The organism is Pristimantibacillus sp. PTI5 (genome assembly GCF_048572955.1).
Taxonomy (GTDB): domain Bacteria; phylum Bacillota; class Bacilli; order Paenibacillales; family Paenibacillaceae; genus Pristimantibacillus.
Genome location: NZ_CP183886.1, coordinates 1,781,418 through 1,803,836, shown reverse-complemented (window position 1 = coordinate 1,803,836; position 22,419 = coordinate 1,781,418). Strand labels below are relative to the sequence as shown.

20 protein-coding genes are annotated in these 22,419 nt (G+C 52.7%); 16 read left to right on the top strand and 4 right to left on the bottom strand.

What is annotated here, in order from left to right:
• Positions 1–38 precede the first annotated feature (38 nt).
• The 7 genes from ACN6MW_RS08080 (at position 39) to ACN6MW_RS08050 (ending at position 4,877) form a co-directional block, all read left to right on the top strand.
• Complete coding sequence (locus ACN6MW_RS08080) at positions 39–1,412, top strand: glycosyl hydrolase family 95 catalytic domain-containing protein (protein WP_419875004.1); 1,374 nt, start codon at positions 39–41, stop codon at positions 1,410–1,412.
• Positions 1,375–2,496, top strand: a complete 1,122-nt coding sequence (locus ACN6MW_RS08075; protein WP_419875003.1) for a glycosyl hydrolase family 95 catalytic domain-containing protein — start codon at positions 1,375–1,377, stop codon at positions 2,494–2,496. The genes ACN6MW_RS08080 and ACN6MW_RS08075 overlap by 38 nt, the downstream gene beginning before the upstream one ends.
• A 38-nt stretch (positions 2,497–2,534) precedes the next feature.
• Positions 2,535–2,963, top strand: coding sequence for an NADPH-dependent FMN reductase (locus ACN6MW_RS08070; RefSeq protein ID WP_419876300.1), 429 nt, complete (start codon positions 2,535–2,537; stop codon positions 2,961–2,963).
• 6 nt (positions 2,964–2,969) lie between these two features.
• Positions 2,970–3,152 (top strand): hypothetical protein, encoded by a 183-nt coding sequence (locus ACN6MW_RS08065; protein ID WP_419875002.1) that lies wholly within the window; start codon positions 2,970–2,972, stop codon positions 3,150–3,152.
• A 102-nt stretch (positions 3,153–3,254) separates the two neighbouring features.
• The gene (locus tag ACN6MW_RS08060) at positions 3,255–3,680 is read left to right on the top strand and encodes a DMT family transporter (protein ID WP_419875001.1); all 426 of its coding nucleotides are present in this window, start codon (positions 3,255–3,257) and stop codon (positions 3,678–3,680) included.
• Positions 3,681–3,698: 18 nt separating this feature from the next.
• On the top strand, positions 3,699–4,397 hold the full coding sequence (locus tag ACN6MW_RS08055) for a Crp/Fnr family transcriptional regulator (RefSeq protein ID WP_419875000.1): 699 nt from the start codon (positions 3,699–3,701) through the stop codon (positions 4,395–4,397).
• Positions 4,398–4,409: 12 nt separating this feature from the next.
• Positions 4,410–4,877, top strand: coding sequence for a DMT family transporter (locus ACN6MW_RS08050; protein ID WP_419874999.1), 468 nt, complete (start codon positions 4,410–4,412; stop codon positions 4,875–4,877).
• A 55-nt stretch (positions 4,878–4,932) separates the two neighbouring features.
• Here ACN6MW_RS08050 and ACN6MW_RS08045 read toward each other — a convergent pair whose 3' ends face one another.
• Positions 4,933–6,987 (bottom strand): beta-galactosidase, encoded by a 2,055-nt coding sequence (locus tag ACN6MW_RS08045; protein WP_419874998.1) that lies wholly within the window; start codon positions 6,985–6,987, stop codon positions 4,933–4,935.
• Positions 6,988–7,145: 158 nt separating this feature from the next.
• Between ACN6MW_RS08045 and ACN6MW_RS08040 the strand changes: the two genes are divergently transcribed.
• Positions 7,146–8,000 carry an AraC family transcriptional regulator gene (locus ACN6MW_RS08040; protein WP_419874997.1) on the top strand — a complete coding sequence of 285 codons (855 nt, stop codon included), beginning with the start codon at positions 7,146–7,148 and terminating at the stop codon, positions 7,998–8,000.
• Here the strand turns inward: ACN6MW_RS08040 and ACN6MW_RS08035 are convergent.
• Positions 7,997–8,869, bottom strand: coding sequence for a VOC family protein (locus tag ACN6MW_RS08035; RefSeq protein WP_419874996.1), 873 nt, complete (start codon positions 8,867–8,869; stop codon positions 7,997–7,999). The two genes, ACN6MW_RS08040 and ACN6MW_RS08035, sit on opposite strands and share 4 nt — an antisense overlap.
• Before the next feature lie 329 nt (positions 8,870–9,198).
• Positions 9,199–10,389 carry an acyltransferase gene (locus ACN6MW_RS08030; protein WP_419874995.1) on the bottom strand — a complete coding sequence of 397 codons (1,191 nt, stop codon included), beginning with the start codon at positions 10,387–10,389 and terminating at the stop codon, positions 9,199–9,201.
• A gap of 182 nt (positions 10,390–10,571) precedes the next feature.
• On the opposite strand from ACN6MW_RS08030, the gene ACN6MW_RS08025 reads away from it, so the two are divergent.
• Positions 10,572–11,555 carry an EamA family transporter gene (locus ACN6MW_RS08025; RefSeq protein WP_419874994.1) on the top strand — a complete coding sequence of 328 codons (984 nt, stop codon included), beginning with the start codon at positions 10,572–10,574 and terminating at the stop codon, positions 11,553–11,555.
• A gap of 65 nt (positions 11,556–11,620) precedes the next feature.
• Here the strand turns inward: ACN6MW_RS08025 and ACN6MW_RS08020 are convergent, their stop codons facing one another.
• A complete protein-coding gene (locus ACN6MW_RS08020; protein ID WP_419874993.1) occupies positions 11,621–12,487 on the bottom strand; it encodes an AraC family transcriptional regulator in 867 nt (288 codons plus the stop codon).
• 149 nt (positions 12,488–12,636) lie between these two features.
• On the opposite strand from ACN6MW_RS08020, the gene ACN6MW_RS08015 reads away from it, so the two are divergent.
• The 7 genes from ACN6MW_RS08015 (at position 12,637) to ACN6MW_RS07985 (ending at position 22,268) form a co-directional block, all read left to right on the top strand.
• Positions 12,637–13,467: an amidohydrolase family protein gene (locus ACN6MW_RS08015; RefSeq protein WP_419874992.1), complete on the top strand. Its 831-nt coding sequence runs from the start codon at positions 12,637–12,639 to the stop codon at positions 13,465–13,467.
• Complete coding sequence (locus ACN6MW_RS08010; RefSeq protein WP_419874991.1) at positions 13,464–14,960, top strand: tagaturonate reductase; 1,497 nt, start codon at positions 13,464–13,466, stop codon at positions 14,958–14,960. Before ACN6MW_RS08015 ends, ACN6MW_RS08010 begins: the two co-directional genes overlap by 4 nt.
• On the top strand, positions 14,953–16,452 hold the full coding sequence (locus tag ACN6MW_RS08005; protein ID WP_419874990.1) for a UxaA family hydrolase: 1,500 nt from the start codon (positions 14,953–14,955) through the stop codon (positions 16,450–16,452). Before ACN6MW_RS08010 ends, ACN6MW_RS08005 begins: the two co-directional genes overlap by 8 nt.
• An 86-nt stretch (positions 16,453–16,538) precedes the next feature.
• Complete coding sequence (locus tag ACN6MW_RS08000; RefSeq protein WP_419874989.1) at positions 16,539–17,483, top strand: aldo/keto reductase; 945 nt, start codon at positions 16,539–16,541, stop codon at positions 17,481–17,483.
• Between the two features lie 15 nt (positions 17,484–17,498).
• Positions 17,499–18,512 carry a zinc-binding alcohol dehydrogenase family protein gene (locus ACN6MW_RS07995; RefSeq protein ID WP_419874988.1) on the top strand — a complete coding sequence of 338 codons (1,014 nt, stop codon included), beginning with the start codon at positions 17,499–17,501 and terminating at the stop codon, positions 18,510–18,512.
• A 248-nt stretch (positions 18,513–18,760) separates the two neighbouring features.
• Positions 18,761–20,572 carry an ABC transporter ATP-binding protein gene (locus ACN6MW_RS07990; RefSeq protein ID WP_419874987.1) on the top strand — a complete coding sequence of 604 codons (1,812 nt, stop codon included), beginning with the start codon at positions 18,761–18,763 and terminating at the stop codon, positions 20,570–20,572.
• The gene (locus ACN6MW_RS07985) at positions 20,559–22,268 is read left to right on the top strand and encodes an ABC transporter ATP-binding protein (protein ID WP_419874986.1); all 1,710 of its coding nucleotides are present in this window, start codon (positions 20,559–20,561) and stop codon (positions 22,266–22,268) included. The genes ACN6MW_RS07990 and ACN6MW_RS07985 overlap by 14 nt, the downstream gene beginning before the upstream one ends.
• Positions 22,269–22,419: the final 151 nt, after the last annotated feature.

Sequence of the window (22,419 nt, the reverse complement as noted above, 5' to 3'; positions counted from 1 at the left end):
TGGTAAGCCGGAGATCAACCGAAGGAGGAAGGATATGGATGCAGCAGCATAAGGATAACCGAAGCGCCGATACGCTGTTGATGAATTATCCCGCGTCATGGTGGCGGAATATGTGGCGAGAAGCGCTTCCCTCGGGCAACGGCGTCATTGGAGCTTCCGTATTCGGCGGCGTTCAGGAGGAGACGGTGCTGCTTAACCATGCTCGCCTATGGCATTGGGGGAGTAAGGATGAGCTGCCGGATGTTAGCGGCACGCTTGCAACGACCCGCAGGCTCATGGATGCCGAGCGATATGCCGAGGCCAGCTGGCAGCTTGCGAATGCTTTAAAGGAGCGCGGTTACGGGACGAAGCTCGCTTCGAGATTCCCGCTGGCCGCGGTCCGGCTTGTCATGCCCTGCGGAAGTGCCTTTCGCGGGTACAGCAGGACGCTGGCGATGGACAGCGGAGAAGTAACGGTGGGCTGGACGGACGGACAGAGCCGGTACTATCGGCGGCTATTCGTTTCGCGGGCCGATGATGCGGTTGTCTATGATATCGGAGGGTACGGGGATGCCCGCGTATCGGGCGAGATCGGCCTTATTCTTCACCCGAGCGACCGCTGGGCGGATACGCCGGAATTCAAGGAGCTCGAGCAAACGATCGAAACCGGAGCGGGAGATGCATATGCCTGGTTTGCCGGAACGAATGACGATGGAACGGATTTCGGGGCAGTTATGCGGGTCATTCCGGAGGGCGGCAGCATCGAAGCAGAGGGAAGCATGATCCGGTTCGAGGGAGCAAGTCGTTTGCTGGTGTTGGTGAAGCTGTTTGTGCTGGGTGAGCGCTCGACGGACTGGGAGCGGCTGAAGAAGGAATTGGCCGGGCTTGTTGTCGATTCATCCTACGAAATACTGCTTGAGCGCCATCTCGCCCTTCATCAACCGCTGTACCGTTCAGCCTCGCTGGAGCTTGCTGACGCTGACGATGATTTGCGCTCTAATGAGCGGCTGCTGTTGGATGCGTATGAGGGGGAGGCGCCGCCGGCGCTTGTGCGTAAGATGTGGGCGTATGGCCGTTATTTGTTCTTAAGCGGTACTTCGGCTGCGGACGACGCGGAGCCTTTTGGCCTGTACGGGCTGTGGGGAGGCGATTATAGGCTGGTTTGGAGCCACAACATGGCGAACGAGAACATCCAGATGATGTATTGGCATGCGCATGTTGGAGGTCTCGGCGAACTGGTCCCTTCCTTATTCCGTTACTATGAAGGATTGATGGATGATTTTCGTGAAAATGCAAGCAAGCTGTACGGCTGCCGCGGCATCTATATCCCAGCAGGCTCCACGCCGGGCATCGGTGTTCCTAATCAAATCGTGCCCGTCATTCTGAACTGGACCGGTGCGGCAGGCTGGCTGGCTGGCCCGCCACTATTATGAATATTTCCGTTTTACCGGCAATCTTCAATTTCTGCAGGAAACGGCGCTGCCGTTCATGCGCGAGGCGCTGCGGTTTTACGAGGACTTCCTGGTTACGGACACGGACGGGTTTTACAAAATATACCCGTCCGTATCGCCGGAGAATACCCCGCTTAACTTCATGCCGGCGGATGGCAAGCCGCTTGCCCACCCGATGCCTACGGCGATCAATGCGACGATGGATGTTGCCATTCTAAAAGAGCTGCTGCAGCACCTAATAGAAGCGAACCGGAAGGCGGGCGGCGATCCGGAGGCGGAAAAGGAATGGAGCCGCATGCTGACGCATTTGCCGGCGTATCGGCTGAATAAGGACGGCGTGGTCAGTGAATGGATTCATCCTGCTTTCGAAGATCGGTACGCACACCGTCATCTATCGCATCTGTACCCGGTTTTTCCTGGACAAGAGATTACGCAAGAGAGTGACCCGAACCTGTTCGGAGCGTTTGAAACGGCAGTGCAGCGGCGCGAGATCGGAGCCCAAAGCGGCTGGTCGCTGGCTCATATGGCTGCTATTTATGCGCGTTTTGGAGATGGGGACAGCTCCTTGAATTGTCTGGATATCCTCTCCAGATCGAGTCTGCTGCCCAATCTGTTCACGCTCCATAATGACTGGCGGGGAATGGGCGTATCGATGCAAATGCCTGCGGCTCCAGTGCAATTGGACGCCAATATGGGGTGGGTGAACGCGATTCAGGAGCAGCTGCTTCAGGTTTCTCCCCAGCTCATTAAATTGCTGCCGGCGCTGCCGGGCCGTTGGAAGCGCGGGCGTCTGGCCGATTGGAGATTCCACACGGGCAAAGCGGCGCTTTCTTGGAATCGGGAAACGGGCTTGTTCCGGGCGGAGCTGACGGCGGATCGGGATACCGACATGATCGTCAAGCTGCCGGATTGGGCAGGGGCCTGCAGCATAACCGGCGAAGAAGTTCAGCCTTCGCCGCTCGGTCCCGCGTATTTTACGGTGCGAATGAAGAGCGGCGCGCCACCGGTTGTTTTTGAATCCGCCAGGTTTAATGACACGAAATCATACGAAGAAGGCTGCCTATAATCGGCGGCCTTTCTCCATTTAGGATGAAACAATTGACCATGACACTAGTGTCATGGTTTATAGTGCAGATATTATACAGAAAGCCGGTGATCGGAATGGATCATAAAAGGTTGGTCGTACTTGCAATATCCGGAAGCTTGCGCAAGCAGTCATCCAATTCGCGACTGCTCTCGGTTATTGAGGGAATGGCGCCATCGCATGTGGAGTTTCGCCATTATGACGGCCTGGCGAATTTACCGCATTTCAGTCCTGACTTAGACGGTGACGAGTCTGAGCGGAATAAGGCTGTAGAAGAATGGAGGGAACAGCTGCGCGCTGCGGATGCGGTCATGATCTGTACACCGGAATATGCCCGCGGCGTTCCGGGATCGCTCAAAAACGCGCTGGACTGGATCGTGTCTTCGGGCGAGTTCATGGACATGCCAACGGCGGCCATAAGCGCTTCTCCGCATCCAGATGGCGGCTAAGAAGCGTTGGCATCGCTGATGATGACGCTCAAAATGATGAGTGCGGACATTCCGGATGAAGCTTCGCTGGCTGTTCCGTTCATAGGCACGAAGCTCGGAAGCGACGGCAGCATAAAGGATGGAAATATCGCATCGTTGCTGCTCAACCTCATGCATGCACTTTTACAGGCCGTTCCAGAGAAAAAATAAGCGATCCCGTAAGTTTTGGTTACGCGAGGACATATGTCCTTTCCGAAGCACTTGATTCTATCCTTTAATAAGGTATAAGTCTTACTAAAGGAGAGAAAAAACATGAAAGGGAGCTTATTTGCTTTCATAGGCGGAGCATTAATTACGCTGCAAGGAGCAGCCAATTCCCGGATCAGCCAGGATATCGGAACTTGGCAAGCCGCGATGATTACCCAATTGACCGGATTTATAACGGCGCTGCTTATCCTGCTGCTTATCCGTGATGGAAATTGGCGAGAATTTAAGCAGGTGAAGCCGCTTTATCTCTCCGGAGGCGCCTATGCAGCGGTCATTATTTTCAGCAATGTGACGGCGATACATCAAATCGGTGTAACCTTTACGATAGCTGCCGTGCTGATTGCCCAGCTGTGCCTAACTTTTTTGATCGATGGCAACGGTTGGTTCGGCGTGGCCAAGCAGAAGATGAGACTTCCGCAATTCATCGGTTTGGGGATGATGATGGCCGGTGTGGTGATCTTGAAATTTTGACAGAGGTGAAGCCGACGGATGAAAGAAATCCACGATCAATCGCAATTAAATGATTTTTTGCATGCCCATCGAATCGAAGACGTATTCCATGAGCCATTAAGACCTTATTTGTCGCTGTACAGCTTTGAGCCGGGCGAGCCCATATGCGCCCAAGGCGAACCTGCGCAGTATTTGTACGTGCTTGTCAAAGGAAAGATAAAAATCTATAACACCTCGCCAGAAGGCAAAACGCTCGTTATTTCCTTCAAGACGCCGCTTGAGGTGATCGGCGACATCGAATATATACAGGAAATCGACACGATCAACACGGTAGTGGCCGTCTCGCCCGTTTATATGATTGGGATTCATCAGCGCTGGCTGAGAAAATACGGAAGCGATTATTCTCCGCTGCTGCAATTTTTATTGAAAATCATCACGCAAAAGTTTTTCATCAAATCCAATTTTATGAGTTTTAATTTGATGTATCCGGTAGAAGTAAGATTAGCGAGTTATTTGCTGTCCGTCTCCTTTGACGAAACGGACGCCTTATTTAGAGGGCAAATCAGCACCTCCCACTTAACGGATGCAGCGAACTTAATCGGAACCAGCTACAGACATCTGAATCGGGTGATCCGGAAGTTTTGCGCAGAGGGTCTGATCGAGCGCAATAAAACGTTTATCCTGGTGAAGGATAAAGAAGGCTTAAGCGCGATGGCCAATCAACCTATCGGCAAATAGGGGGAAATGAGTATGGTTTTGGGATTATTATTGGCGTTTACGGCAGGCTCGCTGGTCAGTCTGCAAAATATTTTTAACAGCAAGGTGAATGAACGCGCGGGAGCTTGGGCAACCACAACGTTAGTGCTGGGCCTAGGATTCGCGGCTTCGCTGACTTTAGGCCTCATTTTTGAAGGCAAACAGATGTTTAACTTGCAACACATGCAGCCCTGGTATTGGTTCAGCGGCGTGATTGGCGTGGGCATAGTCATGAGCTTGGTGCAAGGAATGAGGCTGCTTGGTCCGACGTACGCTGTCTCGATCGCTTTGACCTCGCAGCTCGGATTGGCTTTATTGTGGGATTCATTTGGCTGGCTGGGCTTAGAAAAGGTTCCTTTCACGTTCACCAAGCTGATCGGCGTGCTGGCTATCGCCGGCGGCATTCTGGTATTTAAATTAAGCGGCAGCCGGGAACCCGCGAAAGCGGCTAAGATGACTTAAAGCTGCAGAAAAAAACAGCCAAAGCTCAATACGAGCTTGGCTGCGCAGTATGGCACTAACTTAAAACAACAACGCCGTAGCCTTCGAGCGTTACGCTGCCGCTAAGCGTGCTGCCGGTAAGCAGATCATTTTTTTGTTCGCTGAGCGTTATTGCAGCAGGCTGCTCGCTGTAGTTGAGCAGGAAGTAGAGAGGTCCGTCTTCACCCTCGCGAATCGTCAGCTCAACGCTCTGCGGAAGCGTCAGCCAGCCGGCTGCCGGGGAAGCAAGGCCAAGCCGGTCAATGATTTGTCCTGCCGAAGCTTCGTTAAATACGGCGCCGAAGTACCAAGCCTCACCTTCGCCAAACGCATTTTTCGTTACCGCAGGCTTGCCTGCATAGTAGTCGGAAGCATAATGGGCGACCACCTCGACCGAATCATTCTCCACATAAAGAATATCATTGAAGGAATCTGCGCCTGTCACCGCATCATCTCCGCCGCTCCATTTCATCGAGGTCGCGGCACGCGTGCCCTTAACCATCGTAAATTCCTCTACGGAAATGCCGCATAATCCCGCAGCCGCTCCAGGGAAAGGACGCATGTAGCAGTGTCCGTGCTCATCCTTATAGCCGGTCCGGCAGCCGAAAATAATAATGCCGCCCTCACGGGTATATTGCTCCAGCAGTGCCGCCGTTTCATCGCGCATAATGGCAGGATGCGGGTAGACGAGCACCTTGTAGCGCTTCAAATCCTCGATGGTTGTGCTGCTGCGAACATACAGCGTATCGCTTGGAATATGCCGATGGTTGAGCGCTTTAAACCATGACTTGCCGCTTTGCCATGAGAACGGTCCATGCCATACATCATATTCGCCGTCCCACTCGTTATCATAGTCGCGCAGCAGCGCAATCTCAGCCTTGAAGCGCGTATTCGCGATCCGATTGCCTGCTTGCGCAAGCTCGGCCCCGATTTGTCCGGCCTCCCGGACGCGGCGGTTCGGTCTATTGTGGTAATCATTGATGCCATGCCAATAGATTTCATTGCCGAACGTGGCCGTCCGCCAGCGGAAATATAGCACCATGTTCGCGCCGTGGGCTATGGATTGGTACGTCCAGAGCCGCATTTGTCCCGGCTTGGGAGACGGCATATCCATCCGGTTCACCCAGCCGCCCGGACCCGACTGCTGCTCCATGATGGCGAAGTTAGGCGAGATGGAGCGAACCGTGCTGAGCGTCTGGCTCCAGCCCCGGTCGGCAAGCGGATTTTCTTCGTTTTTATCATAATAAATCGTAGAAAATTGCGGATAAGAATCGTAGCTGAAGAAATCAAGCAGCTCATCGTTCATCCGGTGGCTGTCCAAGTGGCCGAACAAGCCGTTTGTCGTTACCCAGTGATCGGGCGCAACCTCGCGCAAAATATCGCCCTGCACCTTCGCGTATGAAATCGTGTTATCGGAAATAAACCGTTTTTCATCAAGCGCCTGATGCGGATTAGGCTGCTTCTTGGCGGGAGTTGGACGAGGCAGAAATACCTGCTCCCAATCCGTATAGGTTTGGCTCCAGAAAACGGTGCCCCATGCCTCATTCAGCTTGTCCAGCGTGCCGTATTTCTCCTGCAGCCATACGCGGAAGGCGTCATGATCGGCAGGCGCGTAAAACTCGCTGATTTCGCAGTTGAATTCATTATCAATCTGCCAGCCGATCACCGCGGGATGATTTTTATAATGCTCGGCCATCTGACGCGTGATAATCGCGGACAGCTCGCGGTATTTTTGGCTGCTGTAGTTGTAATGGCGGCGCAGGCCGTGGTGAAGCGTTACGCCATCCTGCGAGACATTCAGCACCTCGGGATATTTATGGGTAAGCCATGCCGGCGGTGTTGCCGTCGGCGTGCCGACGATAACCTTAAGCCCATGCTTATGGGCGAGGTCAAGCGCACGGTCAAACTTTTCGAACGAAAACACACCTTCCTCCGGCTCGAAAATCGACCATGCAAATTCAGCCACGCGAATGATCGAGAATCCAAGCTCGCGCATGCGGCGGAAATCATCCTCCCATAGCGATTCTGGCCAATGCTCGGGGTAATAACAGGTGCCTAGACGAAATTCTTTTAACGCATCAAGCGTCTTCATTAACTGTTCCTCCTTGGGGACGGAATATGGGTCATGCGAATATATTGCGAATCCTTACTCTTCATATTCATTGTAAAATCAATCATAGTTACCGTAAATGACAATATAATGCGATCCATGATACAATATTGCGAACTTCAATAAGGAGGGATGCAGCGATGCGAGAGCACTATATCGTGCCAAGCCCAGCTTTTTCCCAGTATGTATGCTACCCCGATATGTTCGGCCGATATAATGCGTTCCCGCAGCATGCGGAGCGGAGAGAGCTTGGCCAGCTGAAGCATTATAACTTGCATCTTATTTTTGAGGGAAGCGGCTATTTGATCAATGGAAGCGGCGGTGAGCGGCTGCAGCTGCGGGCAGGCGACGGGTTTTTGTTTCCGAAGCATGCTTTTCAGCAGTACGGTTCGAGCGAGGAGGAGCCTTGGGATGTGCGGTGGATTCACTTTGAAACGCAAATTCCGCTCCCGATGCTCAGAGAGGCGGATGAAACCGGAGGCTGGCTGTTTACGTTTTCCAACCGTGAGAGGTTCAAGGAGCTGACGGAGGAGATGTACGCGCTTTGCAGACCTTTCGAGACTGGCAATGAGCCGCGTTTATCTGCTTTGCTTTATGAAATCTTAGTGGAGCTTGTGCAGCATTCCGAACGGCTGGAGGGATCTTCCGCTCTGGAGAAACAAAATGCGATAAGGGTAGCTGCCGATCAGATACGGCATAGATGCGCGGAGTCTTGGAGTCTAGAGCGAATGGCAGCGCTGGCAGGCTACAGCCATTATCACTTTCTAAGATTGTTTCAGCAGGTCATGGGAAAAACGCCGAACCATTATGTCACGGAATGCCGTATCGATGCGGCGAAGCTGCTGCTGGCGACAACGGCATTATCCGTGACAGAGGTCGCGGCGCGGTGCGGGTACGCGCAGGCGAGTTATTTTATACGCGTGTTTCGTTTATCCGAGGGGGTATCGCCGAAAATATACCGAACCATTTACGGACAGGGAGCTATGCTGCATTAACCGTTTTTGACGGTCGCGTGGATAGCAATGCCCGTAGGATCGTGAACCACGAATGCATGGCCTTGCGCCGCGGCTTCTACGCCTTCGCCCCGCAGCTGCTCCAGCCATGCTTCACGGGAAGCGGCGGTCGGGAACGCGATGGTGTAATAAGACAAGCCCACTGTATTCGCCGGCGGCAAAACAGCGCCCGCGCCTGCCCAAATATTCATTCCGATATGATGGTGGTAACCGCCGGCCGAGACAAATACGGCAGACATCTGCGCGTAATCTCCAACCACGTCAAAGCCAAGCTTGCCCTCGTAGAAGGCTCTCGACGCACGCAGATCGCCGACATGCAGATGGATATGCCCAATGACGGTGCCTGCCGGCAGGCCGTTCCATTCTTGTCCTTCGCTCTCTGCGAGCAAGCTCTCCCAATCCAGCGGATCGGATGCCATCACGTAGTTGCCGCCTGCATCCTTCTTCCACTGGTCGCGCGGACGGTCCCTATAAATTTCGATGCCGTTATTATCCGGATCGGCAATATAAAGCGCCTCGCTGACCAGATGGTCAGCTTGCCCGATATGAATGCCGCTGCGAATCAGATTGCGCAAAGCAAGCGATAAAGAAAGGCGATCCGGAAGCAGGATGGCAAAATGGTAAAGTCCCGCGTTGGAGCGTCTCTGCGGCACGTTGGCACCCGGCACTTCCTCCAGCACAAGCAGTGTTTGTTTTCCGTCAGCCGTAAATGAAACCTGGCGCTTTGCCTCATCAAGCTGAAGCACCTTTAATCCGACCGTTTCCTCGTAAAATGGAATCGATTTCTCCAATTGGCTAACCTTAAGCTTCACCTCGCCGAGCGAGATTTGCTGATCTAAAATTGCAGACATGGTAACTCCTCCTTTATAGATGTGTGAAGCATCCTTGCCTTGCAAGCTTGAAGCCTCCAAATAAACTCCTAATGGTTATATGATGTACAAAATACTGGAAATAACCCAATCAAGATTCCATACTATAAAAGCATACCGGTTATCACTTATTTTTGCCGTCATGCGCTTGATCGGGCGTGGATTTATCGTATCACACTTATTTATTTTAATAAAGTAACTTATTAAAAGTAATTAACTTATTGCATTAGAAGGAGCAGAAGACGGATCGCGGACCTCCTTATAAAAAAAGAACCGTCCTCGCTATGAAAGCGATCGGACGGCTTTTTGCTTTAAGCATCGATCCCCGGCTTCGGCTGAACGGGTACCGCAGGCCGATTTTCCTTTGCGGGAAGCGGACCGAACAGCAGCCAGTGCCACTTGAATCTGGCGCTAAAGGATACGATCGCCCAAGGAACAAGCAGCGCGATGAAGAATCCTCCTGCCGCCCAAGCGTGGTACAAAACCGGATCGCCGCTCACGCTCGTTTTACGGTATAAATACAAGACTAAGGGATGTACCAAATAGATTCCAAAGGAGGTCGCGCCAATATGAAGCAGCGCCCTCACGACCTTTTTGTTCCAAAGCGTATAAACCCAGTAAGCGATCTGGAGGAGCAGAATTCCTGCCGTAACGCAGCGAATCTCATCGATGATTTCCAGCAGATTCGTATTAATGACCTTTATCATGTATAGCCGGTTCTCGTAATAAAAATAGAACAAAATCAGGCTTGAGGAGAGGAACAGCACCCAAAGCGTTATCGCTGCCGCAATTTTTTGCGGCGTAATATTCGTTTTGGCGAGGTTGATCCACGAGGACAGCTTCATGAAATGGATGCCGATAAACGCGCCTGCCGTAAAATAGAACATATATGTAAAGCAATAGCTTCCCGGACTTTTCAGATGAAATTCTCCGATTACTTTATAAATAAACAGCCACTGCACGAGCAGCCCTATCCAGGCAATATGCTTGCCGAGCGCGGGAAACCGTTTGATGGCATACAGCATGAGCGGCGAGAGCGCGTAAAATTGAATAATAATAATGACGAAATAAAGATGCGTGTATGTTTTCCCGAAGACGAGCATTTTGAGAAATTTCTCCGTCGTAAAATAACCGATAAACGTCTGCAGGTCAACAAACCCGAACTGCGCGTATCTCGTTAAGCCAAAATACAAAATAGAAAATAGAAGAAAAGGGATTAAAATTTTGGACATTCGTTTCTTGTAAAACTGTCCGATGGTTTTTGCCGTAAAGGGCTTGTCATAGTAATTGTAGAACAGCACGAAGCCGCTTAAAAAAATGAAAACGGGAACCGCGAATTTGGATACGGTATTCAGAAAAACGTAAAGCGGATATAGCGTGGCATGATGATCATAGGTCGCTACGATCGCCGATGTGGCATGAATCATGATGACCGCGAGAATACCGAATGTTCTAACGATATCGAGCTCGGGCAGATACGGTCTCTTTGCAGCTTGTGCCATGAAAATCCCCTTATTTTTTATAAGATGCGAACGCCTGCTTGAGTTCAAGGAGAGGCCTATACCGCTATTATAAGGTTAGGGGTAATTTCAGCCAATACTTTTATTTTTAACTAACCGGAAGGATTCCATGGCCCTAATGGGTAAAGACAAATGAGGCTTAGCTTGATATGATAGGTGCTATTATGTTTAAGGCAGGAAAGGAGCGTTTTGCCCAAATGTGGCTTACTTATTCGGTGTTTGCCGCCATTTCCTTTGGTTTACGAGGCATTCTGTATCATTGGTCAAGCCAAAAGCCGCTTAACCGGAATCTTCTGCTCTGCGGCACCTTTAGCATGGGAGCCATCGTGAACGGGATTTGCGCGCTCATCTTCTCGTCAGATTGGACAATAGCGGCTTTAATCGGCATACAAATGGGATTGTTCTCCTTCGGTGCGAATGCGAGCATGTTCAAGGGCTTTGCGGTCGGCAAAGCCTCGTTGGTGGCCATATTAACGGCACTGCCTTCGGTTGTAGTCGTCATCGTTGCTTTTGGGCTATGGCAGGAGAAGCTCCATGCCATGCAGCTCATCGCTTTTGTCGTAATTATTGGCGGCGTTCTGCTGGTTCGCCTGTCAAACGATATCTCGCTTCGAAATTTGCAGGGAGCGCAGTGGGGCCTGCTGGCGATGCTGCTGTTCGCGGCAAATGATTTGTCGGGCAAATGGTCCACGCTGATGGAGGCGGATATATTCCCAACGATGTTTTTTATGTTCGTAACGGGAACGGTTTGCTTTGGTTTATGGTGGCTGCGGGATTTGCAAAGCGAGCGGGGCATCCGATCGCTGGCGGTTCAAACCTCGGGCACGGCAGGAGGCGAGGTACGGGTTTCGCAGGTTTCCTCCATTGGCACAGGCAAAGCGGCTGCAAACGGAGCTGCATGGAGCGGCAAACGCACATACCTCGTTGGTCTGGCTGTAGGCATAACGAATGCGGTCGGCATGATGTTTATTTTGACGGCATTTGATCTAGGCAAAGCCGGACTCGTATCGGCGGTGACCGCGCTTAATGTACTGATCGTGCTGCTTTATACGCGATTTGTCGTGAAGGAACGGTTTACGCCGGCGGAGGTCACGGGGATCTCGCTTGCGTTCGCGGGTATATTGCTGATGAGGCTATTCGGAGCGTAACGGTAAAAAGGACTCGCCTAAAGGTCATTGGCCTCTGGGTGAGTCCTTTTCGTTTGATGCGAATATCAATTATCGCTCCTTTTGTAATGCGAGGGAGTCATGCCTGTTAGCTTCTTGAACATACGGTGAAAATGCGGAAGGCTTTCGAAGCCGCATTGCTCCGCAATGCCGGCGATATTGGCATCGCTCTCGACCAGCAGTTCCTTCGCGCGGATAATCCGTTTGGTCGTGACATATTCCGTAACGTTCATGCCGGTCAGCTTCTTAAAGACACGGGAGAAATGCGAAGGCGTAACGGATGCGCGTTTAGCCAGCTGCGACAGGCCGAGAGGGCTGCCGGGATGCCCGTCGATATAGGTTAGAATCGCTGTCATCCAGCCTGGTGCAGAGGAGGATACGGCGGTTTGGCCTTCTTCTGCCGGGTGAAGGCTGCGGCCGAGCTGCAGCAAGATTTGCTGAAGATGAAGAAGAACGGCCTGGCGATAGCCTGGCAGCTTCTCCGTTTCCTCGTTATGGATGCGATCGATTAAGGCGATCATCTGCTGTTTATCGTCCGCAGCGGCTGCCGGCAGCTTGTAAGCTTTCCGGCGTTTGGCTTGCTCGAAGCAGCGTAAATAGGAGAAGGCGTCACCGAGCGGCGGGCTATGGACGAGCGATGCGTTAAAAAAAAGCGCGGTTGAAGTTTTTGGATCATCCGGATCCGGAAAGGAACGGTGAATCGTATTGCCGGGAATAAGGAAGACGTCGCCGGGCACGGCATCATAAAAGGTTTGATCAATAAAAAAGGTTCCTTTCCCGCTATAAATATAGACAAGCTCATACCAATCGTGAAAATGGTCAGGCAGCTCGTTCTGCGCGCTTTTGGTATCCCGATAGACGCATTCGAATGGAAACGGGGTCAAGGCGTCGAACCTTTTCCGATACGGATTCATGGGCGTTACCTCATCTTTTGTCATTTGTCAGCCTGATTGTAGCAAATATCAAAAAAGAGTACAAATATGCGATAATTGATTATTTCAGACATCGATATTGTTTTTTATAATAAAGAGGAAGCTAATCTGCTAGAAAAGAGGCGGAAGAGATGAGATTGGATGCGCATCAGCATTATTGGAGCATAGAACGCGGGGATTACGGTTGGATTACACCGGCGTTACCGGTGCTGTACCGGGATTTTTTGCCGCAGCATTTGGAGCCCCTTCTACATAAACATCAGCTGGACGGAACGATTGCGGTACAAGCGGCGGCGACGCTTGCGGAGACTGATTTTTTGCTGGCTTTGAGCGATACCGAACCGACGATTCGGGGTGTCGTTGCGTGGCTGGATTTAGCAGACCCCGACTACCGGATTCACTATGAACGGTTTGCGGAGCATCCTAAATTCGTAGGCTTTCGCTTGATGATACAGGAGATGCCGGATGCAAACGCGATACTTGCGCCGGCTTATGTGGAAGCGCTCGCTTTTTTTGCGGAGAAGGGCGTGCCCGTTGATTTGCTGGTTGTATCGCATCAGCTGGAGCCATTAGTAAAGCTGCTGGATCAGGTTCCTGACTTGCATGCCGTCATTGACCATATCGCCAAGCCGCGAATCAAAGACGGGGTGCTAGAGCCATGGAAAGAGCAAATGAGCCAAATCGCGGCCCATCCCGGGATTTATTGCAAGCTTTCCGGCATGGTGACCGAGGCGGATCACAATAACTGGGAGCCTGCGGCGTTCAAGCCCTACATCGAGCATGTGCTGGAAGTATTCGGACCCGGGCGAGTGATGTACGGCAGCGACTGGCCGGTCAGCTTGCTCGCGGCAAGCTACGACGAGGTGGTTTCCGTGCTGGAGCAGGCTCTGCCGGAGACTTGGTCGGAAGCGGATCGTGAGCGGTTGTTCGGACTAAACGCAAAGGAGTTTTACCGCATATGACAACTTTAAACCATAAACAGCTTAACGAGGAGCAAGCCGTATTATACGACGAAATGAAGCAGGCGAAGATAACGGTGCTGCAGATCGGAGAAGGTAACTTTCTGCGCGGCTTCTTGGATTGGATGCTTCATGAGTGCAGGAAGCAGGGACTATTTGAGGGCAGCATCGCGGTAACGCAGCCGCGCCCTGGCGGGAAGCCGAAGATTGACGCGCTTGCAGGCCAAGACGGGTTATATACGCTGGTCATCCGCGGCTTGGAGAACGGGGTGAGCGTGCAGCGGACCGAGGTTATCTCCGTATTTGGCAGCGTGTTCGATCCTTATTCCGAATGGGAGAGCTATCTAGCCTTGGCGGAAAATGCCGATCTTCGGATCGTCGTCTCCAATACGACGGAGGCGGGACTCGTTTACCGGCCGGAGGAGCTTGCGGAAGGACAGCCGATACAGTCGTTTCCCGGCAAGCTGACGCAGCTGCTTCACCGCAGGTTCACCCATTTCAACGGCGATCCGGAGCGCGGACTCATTTGCCTGCCGTGCGAGCTGCTCGAGCGCAACGGCGACGAGCTGCGCAGCTGCATTTTGCGATACAGCGAGGATTGGGGGTATTCGGAGGACTTTAAGGATTGGGTTATCAAGCATAACCGGTTTTTGAATTCGCTGGTGGACCGAATCGTAACCGGTTACCCGGACGAAGCGCAGGCGGAGGCCTGGTTTGGCGAATGGGGCTACTCGGATCCGATGCTGACGACGGCGGAGCCTTATCACCTATGGGCAATCGAGGCGGAGCCGGAGCTTGAAGAGCTGCTGCCGCTGCGCAAGGCGGGGCTGAATGTTCATTGGGTGAAGGATTTAAAGCCGTTTCAGCTTCGCAAGGTCCGCATCTTAAATGGCGCCCATACGCTAATGACGCCGCTTGGACTGCTTCATGACATCGAGCAGGTGAGAGAGGCCATGGAGCATGCCGTGCTTGGCCCTCTCGTGCGGAATACCGTGGAGACGGAGATTATCCCTTCGCTGTCCATCGCCGAGGAGGAGCTGAAGGCTTACGCGGGGGATGTATATGAGCGTTTTCTGAATCCGTTTATCCGCCATAGACTGGCCGATATCGCAATAAACAGCCTCAGTAAATTCAAAGTGCGGCTGCTTCCGTCCCTGCTGCATTATGCGGAAGGCGGCAAGGCGGTGCCAAGCGGTCTTGCCGCCGGGTTTGCCGGCTTGCTGCGGTATTACAAGGTGAGCAAGACGGAAGCCGGCTTTGAAGGCAAGACCTTGAGCGGTGCTTCGTATACGGTGCGGGATGATGCTGGCTTGCTGACGATGATTGCGAAAGTATGGGCGGAGGCGCGGGAGCAGCAATGGCCGCAGGAGAAAACAACCCTGAGGCTGCTTGGCCTAACGGGAGTCTGGGGACGCGACTTGGCTGCCGAATGGCCGGATCTGGCAGCCGCGGTTAGCGTGAATATAACGGAAATGGAGCGGTACGCCAATGAATAACTGGGTTAGATTGCATGAGCAGGACCATGTCGTGATTGCCCTACAGCCTTTTGCCAAAGGGGATAAGCTGACGCTTGAAGGCGGGACTGTCCTTGAGCTGCAGGATGAGGTGCCGAAGGGCCATAAGGTGCTGACGAGCGTTGTCCGCAAAGGCGGGCATGTGCTGAAATTCGGTTATTCGATTGGCGTGGCGAAGGAAGATCTCATGCCGGGGAGCTGGGTGCATACGCACAATATGGGCACCGGCCTAAAGGGGTTTCTGGATTACTCCTTTGAGCCGACTGCAGCTGAGCAGATCAAGGCGCCGTCGCTTGATGCAGGCCGCACTTTCCAAGGCTTTATCCGTGAAAATGGGGATGTCGGCATCCGCAACGAGATTTGGATTATCAACACGGTAGGCTGTATCAATAAGACCTGTGAAATCGTTGCGAGAAAAGCGAATGCGAAGTTTGAAGGCCGGGTGGACGGCGTTTATCATTTTGCGCATCCGTTTGGCTGCTCGCAGCTTGGCGATGACCTTGTTCATACGCAGAAGCTGCTGGCTTCGCTGGCGAACCATCCAAATGCGGCGGGCGTGCTGGTGATCGGACTCGGCTGCGAAAATAACCAGATCGATGCATTCAAGCGGGCGATCGGTGAGCATAACCCGGAGCGGGTGAAATTTCTGAAGTCGCAGGATGCGGAGGATGAAATCGAAGAGGCGCTGGAGCTTGTGGAAGAGCTGGTGGCATACGCCGAGCGCTTCAAGCGCGAACCGGTTCCGGTGTCGAAGCTGAAGCTGGGTCTCAAATGCGGCGGCTCGGACGGACTGTCGGGCATCACGGCCAATCCGCTTGTCGGTGCGGTATCCGACCGTTTGATCGAAGCGGGCGGAACGGCGATTTTGACCGAGGTGCCGGAGATGTTTGGCGCGGAGACAATACTCATGAACCGTGCCGCGGACGAGCAGGTTTTTCATAAGATTGTTCATTTAATCAATGATTTTAAACAATATTTCATTAAGCATGATCAAGAGATTTACGAGAATCCGTCACCTGGGAACAAGGATGGAGGAATCAGCACGTTGGAGGAGAAGTCGCTCGGCTGCACGCAAAAGGGCGGCCATGCGATCGTGCGGGATGTTGTGCCTTACGGGGAGCGCATAACGAGCAGCGGGCTCAATTTGCTGGAGGCGCCGGGCAATGACCTTGTTTCGGTAACGGCCTTATCTGCGGGGGGCGCGCATATCGTGCTGTTCACGACAGGAAGAGGAACGCCTTTTGGCGGGCCCGTGCCGACGGTGAAAATTGCGACGAACAGCGAGCTGGCTGGACGGAAGAAGAACTGGATCGATTTTAATGCAGGCCAGCTGCTTGAAAACAAGAGCATGGAGACGCTGACCGATGAGCTGTGGGAGCAATTGATCAGCCTCGCATCGGGTGAATCCCAAACGAACAATGAGCGCAACGGCTTCAAGGAAATCGCCATATTCAAGGACGGCGTTATTTTGTAAGAGAGTCTTCATGTTCGGCAGAGGACGGCGGCGCAGCCGGGATCAATGGGATATCAAATAAATTCTCACGTTAGGAGTGGACATTGGTGAAATACCGCAAGCTTGGCAAGACGGGGTTGGAGGTGTCGGCGCTTAGCTTCGGCGCATCGTCGCTGGGGTCCGTTTTTAGGGAGACGGATGACGCTGAAAGCGTGCGTACGGTACACACGGCAGTAGATAGGGGGATTAATCTGATCGACGTTTCGCCTTATTACGGTTTAACGAAGGCGGAGACGGTGCTGGGCAAGGCCATAGCGGAGATCGCGCGGGACCGGTTTATTTTGTCGACGAAGGCTGGCCGGTACGGCGCCGATGAGTTCGACTTTTCCGAGCAGCGCATCATTGCCAGCGTGGACGAGAGCTTGAAGCGTCTGCAAACGGACTACATCGACATCTTGTTTCTGCATGATATTGAATTCGTGCCGTTCGAGCAGGTAGCTGAGGGGGCATTCCTTGCGCTGGAGAAGCTGAAGCAGGCGGGTAAAATCCGTTTTTCCGGCGTATCGGGGCTTCCGCTAACGGTATTTGAGAAATCGCTCGCTTACACGGAGCTCGATGCCGTGCTTTCTTATTGCCATTATTCCTTGAATGACACCTCTTTGCTGGACATCCTGCCTCTGCTGGAGCAGAAGCAGGTCGGCTTAATCAGCGCATCCCCGCTTTCAATGGGCTTGCTTGGCAACCGCGCGCTCGCCGGCTGGCATCCCGCAGGCGCCGCGATCCGGGCTGCATGCCGGGAAGCAGCCGCATACTGCGCGTCCAAAGGCGAGGATATCGCTAAGCTGGCGGTGCAATTCGCAACCGCTAACGAGCGGATCCCGACAACGCTTGTGAGTACGGCTAACCCGGAAAACATCAGCAAAAATATCGAATGGACGGACGAGCCGATCAATGATGAGCTGCTGGCGGAGGTGCTTGCGATTCTGGCTCCGATCCATAACCGGAGCTGGGAGAGCGGAAGGGAAGAATACAATACGGGCGTTGTCGTATAAAGGGAGAGCTGCAGAGTGAGAGCAATCGTATGTGAGCAAATAGATCAGCTTAAATTAGTGGAGCAGGAAGAGCCGGCGCTGCAGCCGGGTACGGCTGTCGTTCGGATTCGCAGGATCGGCATTTGCGGCACTGATCTGCATGCGTATAAGGGGAACCAGCCTTTTTTCTCCTATCCGCGTGTGCTGGGTCACGAGCTGGCTGGCGTCGTAGAACAAATCGATGATTCCAACGGCATTGTTCGTATAGGCGACCAAGTGAGCATCATTCCTTATATGCACTGCGGCGTCTGTATAGCTTGCCGGAACGGAAAAACGAACTGCTGCACGGATATGAAGGTGCTTGGCGTTCATATCGACGGCGGCATGCGGGAGCTCATTGTCGTACCGGTTACGCATTTGCTCGTTACGAACGAGCTGACGCTGGATCAGGCGGCGGTGCTGGAGCCGCTGAGCATCGGCGCGCATGCCGTTCGACGGGCTGCGCTTCAGGCAGGAGAAACGGTGCTTGTCATCGGATCGGGGCCTATTGGGCTTGGGGTGATGGCTTTTGCCAAGCACCGCGGGGCACGCATCATCGCCATGGATATCCAAGACGAGCGGCTCGCCTTTTGCAAGCAGTGGGCAAAGGTTGATGAGACGGTAAACGCATTGCATGGCGCTAAAGAACGGATTGCCGAGTTAACGGGCGGCGAGTATCCAACGGTTGTGTTCGATGCTACCGGCAATGCACGCAGCATGACGGATGCGTTCGGCTATGTCGCACACGGCGGGAGGCTGGTCTACGTAGGGCTGGTCAAGGCGGAGCTGTCCTTCAATGATCCGGAATTCCATAAAAGGGAAATGACGTTAATGGGCAGCCGCAACGCCACGATCGAGGATTTTGCCGCCGTGCAGGAGGCTGTGCGAAGCGGAAGCATAGACGTGGACAGCTTCATCACGCACCGCGTTCCTTTTGCCGAAATGATCAACCGTTTCGATAGCTGGCTGAAGCCGGAATCGAAGGTAATTAAAGCAATGGTGGAATTATAGCCAAGGCATAGCCACTATTATAGAGAGTCCGGCAAAAAAAGGCGTTCCTGCCTTGTGCCGGGCTTTCTACGCGTTTATTCGTCTGCATGACCTTCAGAGCCGGAGCTTGGGCCGCGATCAGGTAGAGAATTTTTATACTAAATTAGTACGTTGACAAAAAAGGGCGGCCGGAATTATGATTGGAAGCTGACTTCCAAAAAATAGGCTTTATTAAAAGGATTAGGTTGAAGGATCAAGGGGGGGAAACGATGTTAAAAACAGAGAAGCAAGCCGGCAAAGCCAAGCAAAAGGCGGAGCTGGACGAATCGAGGCGCTCCTATGTCTGGGCGCTCCGGTTTCTGCTGCCCTATAAGAAGCAGATCGCAGCGCTCGCGGCATGCGGCACGATGGCGGTGGCGGGTGAAACGCTGACGCCCAAAATGATTCAATACGTCATTGATCATGTCGTGGTTAACAAGGATACGTCCATGTTTATCGCCATTTTAGCAGCGCTTACCGTCATCAATTTGCTCATGCTTATCGCCAAGAACTTCCGCAACCTGCTGCAGCGGACGATTGGCGAGCTGGCCTCGCGCGACATGCAGACAGCGATCTTCAAGCATTTGCGCAAGCTCGGCTTTGCCCATTATGAACGGCATCCGGCGGGAGAGACGCTGTCGATGTTCAACTCCGAGGTGGCCTCCGTTCAGAAAATTTACCGCAACGTCCTGCCGAGCGTCATCGAAAATTTACTATTCATAGCCGTGGCAATCGTGCTGCTGCTCAGCATCAGCGGCTGGTTATGCCTCATCATGCTGCCGACATTCGGGCTTTATTATTTATTCGGCCCCTATTTCGAGCGCAAGGCGGCTTTGTACGGCAGGCAATCCGGCCAATCCCGAATCGACTATAACCAAGCGGTATACGAGAGCATATCCGGCCTGCGCGAATTTCGCGCTTTTGGCTCCCAGCCCTGGTACCATGAGCGGACGCTCGGCAAACACAAAAACTGGTCCGATTATTACTTGCTTGCGGCAACGTACAGCTTCGGCAGAGGAAGCTTTCGGCGGTTTACCTTTTATTTGGGTGCAATCGCTTTGTTTATTACCGGCTATTACTCTTTGCAAAATCAGTGGATTACATTAGGCGGTTTTATCGCTTTTACCCTTCTGTACATGACAACGATGTTCCGGCTCACCCTGCTCGTCACGCAGCTTACCGAGCAGAAGCTGATTATCCACCAGACGATTCCGCTGTTCCGGTTCATGCATAAGCCGATTGAAATTGATGACCCGGCCGAGCCGGTCGCTTTGGGCGAGGTGCGCGGGGGACTTGTGTTCCATAATGTTCATTTTCAATATCCAGGGCAGCCTCCGGTCATTAACGGCTTCACGCTAACGATTAAGCCTGGCGAGAAGGTGGCATTTGTAGGCGCGAGCGGAAACGGCAAAACGACGATGTTCAAAATGATCGGGCGTTTCTACGATCCGACCGCCGGGAGCATCAAGCTCGACGGCGTGCCGATTCAGCATATGACGCTGGAGCGTCTGCGCGAATCCATCGGTTACGTCTTTCAAGAGACGTATTTGTTCGGCTCCTCGGTCAAAGAAAACATTCGCTTCGGCAAGCCGGAAGCGAGCGATGAAGAGGTCATCGCGGCCGCAAAATCCGCGTACGCGCATGACTTTATTATGCAGCTGCCGGAGGGCTACGACACGCTTGTCGGCGAGCGGGGCATGAAGCTGTCGGGCGGACAGAAGCAGCGCATATCGATTGCGCGCATGTTCGTGAAGCAGCCGGCTATTATTTTGCTCGATGAAGCGACCTCCTCGCTTGATAATGTAAGCGAATATGAAGTGCAGCGCGCGCTGGATGAGGTGCTGGTGAACCGAACGACGATTGCGATAGCGCATCGGTTGTCCACGGTGAAGCATTTTGACAAAATCGTCGTCCTTCATGAGGGACGTGTCGCGGAGGCAGGCAGCTACGAGGAGCTGCTTGAACGGAAAGGGCTGCTGTATGAGCTGGAAAGCGGACAAACGGAAGCAGCGGAAGGGAAGGTCGCGCATGAAGTATCTTAAAATCTTTTGGAGCCATTCGGTTCTGCTGAGGGGCACTTATCTGATTGTGCTGCTCTATCTTGCGCTGGAGTCGGTATCCAATTACACGCTTGTCTATATCCAAAAAATATTAATCGATGATGTGTTTACGAAAGGGAACTATGAGCTGATGCCCCTCGTAATCGGAATCTTTGGGGTGGCAGGCATCGTATACTCGCTCATGTTTACGGTGACGAGCCGAAGCCTCGTCCGCAATGAATTTGCGGTCAGCCGCTCGCTGCTCTCCCGCATGCTGAAGCGGCTCGAAAATGTCCCTGTCGAGCGGTTTCAAAATGAACGAACCGGCAAATACGTCTATTCGTTCACGCAGGATCTGTTCGTATCGGCGAGCGTAATCGGCTGGCAGATCCCGCGGGGGATGCAGGAGACGCTGAATCTCTGCATTTTGATGGCCATCATCGGCTTCTCCAGTCCCATCCTGCTGCTCATGATCGTAGGGCTTTGTACGATTTATGTAATGATCGGATATTATTTCACGCCCAAGCTGAAGGCGCAGGCCAGACAGGTAGCCGAGAAGCGCACCGCGCTGCTCATTCAAATCGAGGAGGGCGTCGCATCTACGCGCGAGGTGGTCGCCTATCACCGGTTAAAATGGGAAGAGAAGCTGTATAACAAAATGTTTTCGGAATATTTTGACCAGGTCATGATCGAAGCGAAGCTCGTTAACCGGCAAATCCGTTACAGCGATCCGATGAAATGGGGCATTGGCATTCTTGTGCTGGGATACTGCGGCTTTCAGCTGATTCATGATCAGATGTCGATCGGAACCTTCGTTATTTTGTTCCAGTTCTCAACGCAAATGTCCGATTCGTTTTATAATTTATTTCAGTTTATTATGGGCATGTCGTCGCAGCTTGCGAATGTGGACAGGGTTCAGCGTATTTTGGAGCTGGAGCAGAATGAACCCGGTATTCAAAGCTTGGAGCGCAAAATCGAGCATTTAGCCTTTAACGACGCAAGCTTTCGCTATTCGCCGGAGCTGCCTGAGGTGATCCGCGGCTTTACCGCAGATCTGCCTATCGGACGAAAGATCGCCTTCGTTGGGACGAGCGGCGGCGGGAAATCGACGATTGCCCAGCTGCTGGTACGCTTTTACGATGTGTCGCCCGGACTTTTCAAGCTGAATGACAAGGATGCCTATACCTATAACCGCGAACAATGGGCACGGAAGGTAGCGATCGTATTCCAAGACCCGTATATGTTCTCGGATTCGATTCGCGAGAATCTGATGCTCGGACGAGACGGCGTGACGGAAGCGGATATCGAGGAAGCCTGCCGCATTGCGCAGATCCATGATTTTATTCTAGGAATGCCCGACGGTTACGACACGAATATCGGGGAAAGAGGCATTAAGCTCTCCGGCGGACAACGCCAGCGCATAGCGATAGCGCGCGCGATCGTCACCGATCCGGAAATATTGGTGCTGGATGAAGCGACCTCGGCGCTTGATCTCGAGACGGAGCGCCAGCTGCTTGCCGCGCTGGAGGATAGACGGGAAGGGCTGACGACGATCATGATCGCGCACCGTCTATCCACGATCGAGAATGCGGACGTTATTTTTGTAATGGATCAAGGCGCTTTGGCGGAAACGGGGACCCATAACGAGCTTCTGGCGAGAGGGAAGGTATATCAACAGCTGCTGATGGCACAGCATTAAAGACAAGTCTCACGGAAGGTGAGACTTGTTTTTTTTGAAAAAACACCTTTTAAGGAATGATGGCATGGATGGTATTTTCAAAAAAATAAATGATTTATTCAAGGAGTTAATGAAAGATTACCTTTCAAAGTAATCGATTCAAAGAATTGTG

What these genes read in the sequence shown, in the direction of transcription:
- ACN6MW_RS08080 (WP_419875004.1), top strand. Translation starts at nt 39, where the DNA reads ATGCAGCAGCATAAGGATAACCGAAGCGCCGATACGCTGTTGATGAAT.
- ACN6MW_RS08070 (WP_419876300.1), top strand. Translation starts at nt 2,535, where the DNA reads ATGACACTAGTGTCATGGTTTATAGTGCAGATATTATACAGAAAGCCG.
- ACN6MW_RS08060 (WP_419875001.1), top strand. Translation starts at nt 3,255, where the DNA reads ATGAAAGGGAGCTTATTTGCTTTCATAGGCGGAGCATTAATTACGCTG.
- ACN6MW_RS08055 (WP_419875000.1), top strand. Translation starts at nt 3,699, where the DNA reads ATGAAAGAAATCCACGATCAATCGCAATTAAATGATTTTTTGCATGCC.
- ACN6MW_RS08050 (WP_419874999.1), top strand. Translation starts at nt 4,410, where the DNA reads ATGGTTTTGGGATTATTATTGGCGTTTACGGCAGGCTCGCTGGTCAGT.
- ACN6MW_RS08045 (WP_419874998.1), bottom strand. Translation starts at nt 6,987, where the DNA reads ATGAAGACGCTTGATGCGTTAAAAGAATTTCGTCTAGGCACCTGTTAT.
- ACN6MW_RS08040 (WP_419874997.1), top strand. Translation starts at nt 7,146, where the DNA reads ATGCGAGAGCACTATATCGTGCCAAGCCCAGCTTTTTCCCAGTATGTA.
- ACN6MW_RS08035 (WP_419874996.1), bottom strand. Translation starts at nt 8,869, where the DNA reads ATGTCTGCAATTTTAGATCAGCAAATCTCGCTCGGCGAGGTGAAGCTT.
- ACN6MW_RS08030 (WP_419874995.1), bottom strand. Translation starts at nt 10,389, where the DNA reads ATGGCACAAGCTGCAAAGAGACCGTATCTGCCCGAGCTCGATATCGTT.
- ACN6MW_RS08025 (WP_419874994.1), top strand. Translation starts at nt 10,572, where the DNA reads ATGTTTAAGGCAGGAAAGGAGCGTTTTGCCCAAATGTGGCTTACTTAT.
- ACN6MW_RS08020 (WP_419874993.1), bottom strand. Translation starts at nt 12,487, where the DNA reads ATGAATCCGTATCGGAAAAGGTTCGACGCCTTGACCCCGTTTCCATTC.
- ACN6MW_RS08015 (WP_419874992.1), top strand. Translation starts at nt 12,637, where the DNA reads ATGAGATTGGATGCGCATCAGCATTATTGGAGCATAGAACGCGGGGAT.
- ACN6MW_RS08010 (WP_419874991.1), top strand. Translation starts at nt 13,464, where the DNA reads ATGACAACTTTAAACCATAAACAGCTTAACGAGGAGCAAGCCGTATTA.
- ACN6MW_RS08005 (WP_419874990.1), top strand. Translation starts at nt 14,953, where the DNA reads ATGAATAACTGGGTTAGATTGCATGAGCAGGACCATGTCGTGATTGCC.
- ACN6MW_RS07990 (WP_419874987.1), top strand. Translation starts at nt 18,761, where the DNA reads ATGTTAAAAACAGAGAAGCAAGCCGGCAAAGCCAAGCAAAAGGCGGAG.
- ACN6MW_RS07985 (WP_419874986.1), top strand. Translation starts at nt 20,559, where the DNA reads ATGAAGTATCTTAAAATCTTTTGGAGCCATTCGGTTCTGCTGAGGGGC.